6 protein-coding genes are annotated in these 9,275 nt (G+C 50.2%); all 6 read right to left on the reverse strand.

Annotated features, from left to right (window positions below; translation table 11 throughout):
* Positions 1-333 precede the first annotated feature (333 nt).
* A complete protein-coding gene (locus ACR0QE_RS12065) occupies positions 334-915 on the reverse strand; it encodes a sigma-70 domain-containing protein (RefSeq protein ID WP_432628595.1) in 582 nt (193 codons plus the stop codon).
* 155 nt (positions 916-1,070) lie between these two features.
* Entirely contained in the window at positions 1,071-1,550 is a 480-nt protein-coding gene (locus ACR0QE_RS12070) for an S-ribosylhomocysteine lyase (protein ID WP_432628596.1), read from the reverse strand.
* Between the two features lie 44 nt (positions 1,551-1,594).
* Positions 1,595-3,964, reverse strand: coding sequence for a transglutaminase domain-containing protein (locus ACR0QE_RS12075; protein WP_432628598.1), 2,370 nt, complete (start codon positions 3,962-3,964; stop codon positions 1,595-1,597).
* 78 nt (positions 3,965-4,042) lie between these two features.
* Positions 4,043-5,209, reverse strand: coding sequence for a DUF58 domain-containing protein (locus ACR0QE_RS12080; RefSeq protein WP_432628599.1), 1,167 nt, complete (start codon positions 5,207-5,209; stop codon positions 4,043-4,045).
* The gene (locus ACR0QE_RS12085; RefSeq protein WP_432628600.1) at positions 5,202-6,155 is read right to left on the reverse strand and encodes an AAA family ATPase; all 954 of its coding nucleotides are present in this window, start codon (positions 6,153-6,155) and stop codon (positions 5,202-5,204) included. Before ACR0QE_RS12085 ends, ACR0QE_RS12080 begins: the two co-directional genes overlap by 8 nt.
* On the reverse strand, positions 6,152-9,275 hold a 3,124-nt coding region (locus tag ACR0QE_RS12090; RefSeq protein WP_432628601.1), incomplete at its 5' end, for a leucine-rich repeat protein. The genes ACR0QE_RS12085 and ACR0QE_RS12090, both read right to left, overlap by 4 nt.

A 9,275-nucleotide genomic window follows, 5' to 3' on the forward strand; every position in this document is an offset into this window, starting at 1 on the left:
ATATATTATAAATAAAATTAATATATCTTATGGTATTTATTATTATTGCTAATTTATTTGATTTTTGAATCAAGGACGTAACATTTTTATACTAGATTTCATCATTTATCAAAACACAGATTACAAATCAAGCAGTCATGTTTGGGCATGTTTGAGCTCCGGAGACAGGAAAGACCTGCAAACCCGTGTGAGACGTCGGTGTTTAGGTCGCGTACTTTGCGACCTTATGCACCGCTACGCCGAGCCCGGAGCGAGAGCGCGTTTGAAGGACTTTACCTGCCGTAGGAGCCCCATTCTTATATCCCTACTCTCATGTACTTACTCTTATATGCCTTAGTTTCCGTCCTCAGAATCATCCTCGCTCATCGCCGGCATCTGGCTCACATTTACGGCATCGAGCGCAAGTTTCATGATGTCACGGATCTCATCCTCCGTCATCTTCATCTTCTCAGCAAGCTCCGCAAGCGTCGCCTCCCGTCCAAGCTCCTTTAAAAGTACCTGGGAGACTGTCTGGAGCACATTGACGCGGGCGGCAAGTTCCTCGCCGACCTCCTTCTCATCTTTCTGCTCCTCCACAATCGCATCGAGTGACGGGCGGACAGAAGTATTTAAAAATGCCTCAAAATCTGCCGGAATTTCATGATCCGCTGCACCTGACAATCCGGCAAGCGCGGTCAGAAGCGCCGTATTTGCCTCCTGAATCAGATCTCCCATCAAAACACCCTGACCGTCATACTCTTTTGCAAGCTCCACAAGACGCCCGAGGCTTCCCTCCACAAGACGCTCTCTCGCAGAGTCCTCCCCCTGAGCCACTTTCTTCAGAAGCTGATCCTGCTCTTCCCTTGTGCATGGGCGGATCGCATCAATCTCCTCCAAATACATCTGGTAAATATCGTCGTGCATCTTACTCTTCACTCTCCATCTGTCTTGTTCTTTTTATTCTAAATTTCTAATTCTTTTCTTTAAATTTTAATTCTTTGATTCTAATTCTTTAATCCCAATTCTTTATCCAAAATTCTTTACTCGGAATTCTACTCAGAATTCTACTCAGAATTCTCTACTCTCATTCTTTATTCCGGATAAACCAGTCTGGACTCATCGATATTGTCGAGAACCTCCTCTAAATAGCGCTTTGCCCAGTACTTTGCCATAGAAAGATTCATATCCAGATAGTTTCCGCAGTCCTTCGCGCAGGCACCCGGAATCTCTCCCTCATAATTGGCGATGAAAGAAAACAGCTCTCTCATAAGCGGTACGATGTCCGTGGAATCATAGTCGCCTGCAAGAAGCAGATAAAATCCCGTCCGGCATCCCATCGGTCCAAAATAGAGCACCTTGTCCTTGATCGGCTCATGATTGCGCAGAAAAGTTGCTGCGAGATGCTCAATTGCGTGAACCTCCGCCGTGTTCATCACCGGCTCATAATTCGGTCTCGTCATGCGGATATCAAACGTCGTGACAACCGCATCCTTCACCTTATCTTTCCGGGAAACATAGACTCCCGGAAGCAGTTTCAGATGATCAATCGTAAAGCTCGTAATCTTTTCCATTTTTATTTTCCTCCTGATTAATTAATTAACGTTTCCACAAGAACTCAGGCTGCGCTTCCGAACATCAAAAAACGAAGCCTGAGACGCCGGTGCAGGCTGAGATTCTTTTTTCTTCCTCTGCGAAGCCGAATCAGAAAGCTCCACAGAAGTCTTCTCTCATCTGCCTCGAGCGAACTTCCCCCGTAAAAATATTTTTCCATCAAATCATTGATCTTCAAATACATTCCGGCAGAAATATCCCCCAGAATTTCCCTGATTTCCGCCTTTGTCTCCGCCTTGTGCCAGCCCGGCTGCATATCGATTCCGCAGGCCCACAGATTTTCCTGAATCCGCTCAAACAAAAACTCTGTCTCCTGATCCTTGTTCGGCGTATCCATGCAGTGATAAATCCGGTACTCGTAGCAGACCCTCCGAATCTCCAGAACCACCCAGATAGCCTCGACAAGGAATAGAACAATCAGAAATCCTCCCCAGACCACATCCTGCAGATTGCTCTGCTCCTGCGGATTTTCTCCGTTCTTTCCCCCGTCTTCGTTTCCTTTCTTCAGAGTTTCCTCTGCCTCATCTCCCTGATTCTCAAGTGCCGCCGTCTTCTTGATCTTCTGCGGCATCTCTGAGAGCTGCAAAAGCGTGTAGGTGTCATAATAGAATCCCGGAGTCACATCGACCGGAATCCAGCCCATGCCATCCGCACAGACCTCCACCCAGGCATGCGCGTTCTGTGCTGTCAGGGCAATGCCATCTTCCGTCCGCTCCTCCATTGCCTCACTCTCTTCCTGGTTCTCATCCAGATAATACCCCTCGGCATAGCGGGCTGGAATCCCGAAACTCCTAAAGGCGAGCACTCCGGCAGAAGCGTAAAACGCTGAGTTTCCAGACTGTTTTCCCTCAAGGAAGCGCAGCAGCGGATCCTCACCGCCGAAATTTTCCTTCGGCGTCGGATGATACCTCGTTTCATCCTTCAGTTTCGTGCGGATGCGCTGCGTCACTTCATAAATACTCTCGCCCTGCGCACTCTCCCCCTCATCTTCCGAGTGGAACATCTCCTCAATCTTCGCATTCAGCTCCCGGTTTTCATCCAGATAATGCTCATACACGAAGTCGCGGTACACGGATTCCGCCTCGAGGTATTTTTTCTGTTCCTCCGTGATCGGGGAATAGACCCACGAGTCCAGACGCTGAAGCTCTCCCGGCACATTTCTCGAATATTCCGTGAAAGTATACGCCCTGCTTCCAAAAAACTTTCCAGAGACGTATCCGCTGTCCTGCTTTCCCACAATCTTCTCTCCGCTTGGTTTCTGTGCCGAGTACGGTGTGTAGACATATTTGCGGTTTGCCCCCTCATTCCTGACCGAGACAAAATTCTCTTCAATCTCCGTCTCATCCGGATTCTCCGCCACAAGATGATCGCCTGCCTGCTGATATGCCACATACTGGGAATTCGGATCCACGCCCTGCTCATTCATCCACTTCAAAAATCCGCGGCGTTCACCGGCATAGATGTTCTTTTTCAGCATTCTCCACTGGCCATCCCGGTACACCGCTCCGGTGAATCCCTGAAAATACATGCTCTTCACATGATCCGCACGGATGCGAAGCGTGACCTTTGCGCCATCCTCCATCTCGCAGGCGCGAAGAAGATCGCCCTCCGGAAGCGTATCCTTTCCGTATCGCAGCTGTCCCATTGTCTGCCAGATTTCCTGCTCAAAAAGACGAACTCTCTCACTTTTTCCGGGCGGTGCAAAAAAATAAATTACAAGCAGTCCCGCCCAAACTGCAAGAAACCACATTGCTCTGCGCACTCTCGAACCCGCCCGAAGTGAAAACAGCCAGATTCCGACAACCGACAATAACAGGCAGATGCTTCCCCTCACAGATGACTGTTCCAGAATGATTCCCGGCACAAAGTAAATGATGACAAGAATAAAAAGCGGAAGCAGTTTTTTTCTGCTCAGCAGATATCCGTTCGCCGCAATGCATAAAAGAAGGACAAACAGGCAGAAAATACTCAGATTGTCCTGTGTTTCAGCCATCTTTCCCATGTAAGAGAGGTTGTCGCTGTATTTTTCATTCCAGCAGGCGATCATCACATTGAGATAATCCCTCATTCCCGCCAGCACTTTCTCCCAGCCAAAGACAAAGCCTGCCAGAACCGCTGCCGCCACCGGAAGTGAAAATGTCAATTTGTATTTCTGATCGACAGCCCCCAGAAAGGCCAGACACAGCGTCTCGCACAAAACTGCGGCAAGTGCCACCTCTGCCGAGAACCGGTAAAAGGACGGCGAAAACGAAACCATCCGGAACCAGGACAGCAAAAGGCCGATTGCCAAAAACAGGCCCAGCACCGTATAGCTGAATAAGTCCGCATAATTCTTCCATCTTTCTTGTCTGTCCTGCCTCTTTTCCCTATTCATCAGCTGTCCTTCCCCTCAGTACTTTCCACTTCAAATTACTTTAAATTTTTTCCACTTCAGATTCAAAAATTACCCTCATCAGATTACCACACGGAATGTATTTTTGAGCACTTCCTCCGCGGAAACCTCCATCAGGACTCTTCTGCACAGCTCCGATACCCGGATTGCCCCCTCATCCTGAACACAGATCGCCGTGATATCAAGATTTTCCGGCAGACGGAAAAAGGTATCCGGGCAGAGTCCCGCCGTGACATAAATCACTCTTCGAAACGTTCTCTGCATATTTTCTGCCTCAAACCACAGAAGTCCGGAACCGTTTTTCTCTGGAACCACCAGATACATCCATGCGTCCAGCATTTTTTCATATGCACGCTCATCCGAAATCTGGCGGACGAGAACCTCGCCATTCACCGGAAGACCCGCATCAAAAAAGTAGCCTGCTTCCTGCATTTTTCCGCAGATTCCCGCTGCCAGAGAAAATGCCGTGCTCAGTGCCTGCGGGGAGACTTTCGCCTTCTCGTCAAACTGTCCGATATCGAGAAGAATCAGCGTGTCATGGCGGGTCGGATCACTCGCCTCCCGGACCATCATCACTCCAAGTTTCCCAGTGAGCTTCCAGTGGATCGAGCGGAAATCATCCCCGCTATGGTACTCTCTCAAGTCATACACCTCGCTGGCATCTTTTCCTTTCTTCGGCGCCATCTGGGTTCCGTCAAGGCTGTCACCTGCCGGAGAACTGTACTTTAAGATTTCTACCGGGACCTCCTGCGGATACAGAAGGATCTGACACTCCTGTGCCGGAGGAACCGGCGCTGCGTTGAGAGAAAAAATATCATAGCATCTGGCACCAACCAGACTGATCTTGATTCTTCCACACACGGCTGTCTCAATCGGGAGCGTCAGCAGGACTGATTTTTCAGAGAGATTCATGTGGATCGGAACGATCTTTGTCTTTCCGATCATCAGGTTCTCACACTCTAAAGTTCCCTCGAGAATCGCCGCTGCCAAAAGGCGGCGGGAGTCTGCCCTGATTTCCATCTGAAGTGGTTTTCCCGCCCTCCACGTCGGGGAAGTGCGGATGGAAACCTGAATCCGGGGTGCTTCCACGCGGATCAGGATCCACAGAAGCACAAACCACAGAATTTCAAACAGAAAAATACCAAACACAAACCATTCTCTCTGCCACAAAAACAATGCGAACGTCACTTCCGTCACTGCTGCATAGATGCCCCGGATTTTAGCCATGATTCCACCTCTTTGGAGCGGACGGCGGCTTTACCTGTGTCAGAATTCTCTGAAGGACATCTCTCTCCGTCACGCCCTCCACTCTCGCCTGCGGTTTCAGAATCAGACGATGCGCACAGACATCCTCAAACGTCGCCTGGACGTCCTCGGGAATCACATAGCTGCGCTCCTCAAGCATGGCATGCGCTCTCGCCATCTGCGTGAGTGCCAGTACCCCTCGTGGACTCACTCCGAGCTCAACAATCGGATCCTGTCTCGTCGCCTCACACAGATGAATCAGATAATACAGAACCTCATCGCTCATCGTCATCGCTGAGAGGTAGTTCTGGATGTCCACAATGTTTTCCGCTCCCGAAACCACCTGAATGTCCTCAAGCGGATTGGTGTACTTTCTCGTTCTCAAAATTTTCAACTGATCCTCATCCGACGGATAGCCGATTGAAAGTCGCACCATGAAACGGTCCATCTGAGACTCCGGAAGTGCCTGGGTTCCGGCTGCTCCGATCGGGTTCTGCGTCGCAATGCAGATAAACGGATTCGGAAGCAGATGCGTCACTCCATCCACCGTCACACTGCGCTCCTCCATCGCCTCAAGCAAAGCCGACTGCGTCTTCGGAGAGGTTCGGTTGATCTCATCCGCGAGAAGGAGGTTGCAGTTTGCCGCGCCGTTCCGGTACTCAAACTTCCCCGTCTGTGTGTTGTACATCGTAAAACCGGTAATGTCTGACGGGAGGGTATCTGTGGTAAACTGGATTCGTCTGTAATCCAGACCGAGTGCTCTCGAAAATGCCAGAGCAAGCGTTGTCTTTCCCACTCCCGGGCAATCCTCAAGGAGAATGTGGCCTCCCGCATAGATTGTCATCAGTACCCGGCGGATGGTATCATCCTTTCCGATAAAAACTTTTTTTACCTCACGAATGATATGCTCCGACTGTTCCAATATCATGATTGTGTTTCCCCCTCTGTCTCTTCTATTTTCTGCTCCGTCTCGTCTCTCCCAGTCCCAGAATCTGTCTCAGATTTTTCTTCGGATTCCGCCTCGGAACCTGTCCCCGAACCGTCGTCTTTATCCTCTGCACCGGCTTCCTTTTCGTCAGACTTTTCTTCGTCGGACTCTTCTTTATCGGTCTCCTCGTTTCCGGACTCGTCTTCTGTTATATCATCTGGTTTCTCCTCATCGCCGTCTGATTTGTCATCCGAACTCTCGTCCGATTTGTCCTCAGTATCTTCCTCTGGTTTCTCATCCGGATCCGCTGCATCGTCCTCGGACTTATCTTCATCCGACTTATCGTTGTCTTCAGCCGGATCTTTCTGATCCTTCTGATCTTCTGACGAGTCGGAATCTTTTGTCTCCTCATCGATCGTCTCATCCGCATCCTTAATCGAATCATCAATTGGATCCTCGATTGAATCATCCGGCTGAATCGGCTCTTCTGTATCAGGAAGAATTTTTTCTGCCGGCTCTTCCGGATTTTCAAGATCCTCTGTCTGATCTGTGAGGTAGTCATCCGGATCCGGAAGCGTCCACTCCGGCTCTTCCGGAACTTCCAGTCCCATCAGTCCACACAGATAGACTTCTGTCTCATAGAGCTTCTGGTTGACTTTCACATCCACATAATCATTAAAATAAGCGGCAAACTCCGGCGTATACTCGCCATCGTCTCCCCATATTTCTCCCGGCCAGTCAAACATGATATCTATCAGAAGATTAAAGCTCATGTCACTCGCCATCTCTTCCTTTGTGGTGTAACCAAACAGACTGAGTTTCCATCTGTCGAGATAGTCCTGTTCACAGCCTTCTGCCATCTCCTCGAATCCCATTGTGACTTCCTGTCCCGTTTCTTCCCAGCCAAACTGGTACTGGCTTCCCTTGCTGAACGTCACAAGCGTCGGAGGTGTCGCTCCGGTAAAGATTACTCTCTCAAGATTCGGACAGTCGTAAAGTACATACTGTCCAAGCGTCTCAAGTGTGTACGGGAAGCGGATCTCCTCAATCGAGGTTCCGGTAAATGCCCGCTCACCAATCTGAAGAACATTCTGGTCCTCTTCCTCCCACAGCGTATCCGGCTCCGCGTCAAATCGGATCTCTGTGACTCCCGCGCAGCCTTCAAATGCCCCGCTCTCAATCTTCCACAGAACATCCGAGAACGCAACCGTTCCGGTAAGACCGGAATTGTGGAATGCCTGAGGTCCCACAAACCACAGACCTCTTGAGGATTCCTCCGGAAGTGTCACCTCGCCATCGCAGTTTTCGAGAGCATAGTATCCGATCTCCCGGAGCGTCGTTCCGTCCGGGGCCACAATCGCCCCCGAAACTCCCTCCGTTCCACTGAGCAGATACGACTCATTCTCATAAATTCCATACAGAAAACTTCCACTCTGATCCGCCTCTTTTAACTCGTAGGACGTTCCCCAAAGGTTGACGCGATCCGTCATCTTTCCACCGGACACCACGCAGTCATTATTTACATAACAGGAGGTGCTGAGCATATTCTCCTCCTCATCGGAGAAATTCACTGCCAGAGCATCAAACGCAACTGCTCTTATAACCGGAAAAGCATTCTTTCCGACTTCAATCTCGCCCTTTGTCTTGCTGGATACAAGCTGAAGATTTTTGCACTGGACAAACGCTTCTTTTCCGATCTTCTCTATCGTATCGGGAAGTGTGATCGCTTCAAGGGACTCGCACTCGCCAAATGCACGGGTTCCGATCTCCTTCCAGACGACATCCTCACCGGCTTCCGCCACGATGTCATCAAAAGAAGTCAAGTCCTTTGGTGCCTGCAAAAGCACAGCTCCGTCGCTGAGATTTAAGTAGGACAGCCCGCTTTCCGTCTCTTTTAAATCAAACGGCTCATCGACAATCAGGCTCTCTGCCTGTTCCTCCCCGATAATCGGTCCCCATGCCGCTAAGTAGGTCTCCCGTCTTCCCTCTGCGACCCGGACATGAAGTCCTCTCGCAATCGCAGAATCAATCTCGCCGAAGGTATCCTTCTGGATCTCTGGCGGAGTCTCCGACTGGAAAAAGAGTTCTCTGAGACTCTCACCGCTCAGGCTCTCAGACTCAAGTTTCTGTACACTATCCGGGAAGAATACCCGGTCGATATACTCAGACACTTCAAATGCCTCCGTGCCGATCGTCTCGACTCCGTCCGGAACAAAGTAAAGTCCGGAAAGTGCCTTCGAAACCTGATACAATTTCGTTCCGTCTTTTGAGAAGAGTGCTCCGTCCCTGTAATCGTAATCCGGATCCGTCTCTCCGCCCGTCGCCAGCTGATTTGTTCCAAGGCTGGACCCCCACGCAAACAGATACTTTGCATAGGCGCGCTCCGGCACAATCAGGGTCGCCTCATTCAGATAAGACAGATCAATCTCCGGCGGCTCGTCCGACAAGAACGTCAGCTCACGGATCGAATTCTGCTTTGAGAGTCCCACTGTCTCAATATCTTTTGGAACCTCAACGCTCTCACGCTCAAGCGGGATTCCGATCAGTGCCTTCTTCTTCCGGTCAATCAGCATGCCATCCTGCACAGTAAAATACCGGTTTTTCTCATCGACCCGATATTCTTTTCTCACCTCAAAAGCCGGACAGTCCAAAAATTGCACGCTCTCCGGAATCTTTGCAGTCTCCGCCACATCATCTGCAATGAAGAACAGACTCTGCGAAACCCCCTGAATTCCCTGCGGAATCTCGAGACATTCCTGCCGCGACGGCCAGAATGTCAGCTTCTGCTCGAAGAAAAGACTCCCCGTCGTCCGGTCCTCATTGACATCAAACGTGCCAAAGAATCCTGATGGCAGCTGCGTTCTCGAGAGCGGATAGATCACATATCTTCCCGGCTTTTCAATTTTTAAATAACTTCCCATGTCCTCACCGCCATCTGTGAGTGACCACTGCGGAAAAAGCTCGGTCATCCAGTCCCCGCCGGACTCCCATCCCTCATTGCCTGCGAGTCTCATTGTCAGATTCGGCAGATAAACCTCATCTCCCTTGTCCACGTAGAGCTCCGTAAGCAGCTCTCTCTCCCCATCCTCGGACGGCATGCCCATCACGACAATCTTACTG

The sequence above is a fragment of the Brotaphodocola sp. genome, from assembly GCF_050873065.1.
Classification (GTDB): Bacteria; Bacillota; Clostridia; order Lachnospirales; family Lachnospiraceae; genus Brotaphodocola.

Coding starts and splice junctions, on each gene's coding strand:
- ACR0QE_RS12075 (WP_432628598.1), bottom strand. CDS start 3,964: ATGAATAGGGAAAAGAGGCAGGACAGACAAGAAAGATGGAAGAATTAT.
- ACR0QE_RS12070 (WP_432628596.1), bottom strand. CDS start 1,550: ATGGAAAAGATTACGAGCTTTACGATTGATCATCTGAAACTGCTTCCG.
- ACR0QE_RS12080 (WP_432628599.1), bottom strand. CDS start 5,209: ATGGCTAAAATCCGGGGCATCTATGCAGCAGTGACGGAAGTGACGTTC.
- ACR0QE_RS12085 (WP_432628600.1), bottom strand. CDS start 6,155: ATGATATTGGAACAGTCGGAGCATATCATTCGTGAGGTAAAAAAAGTT.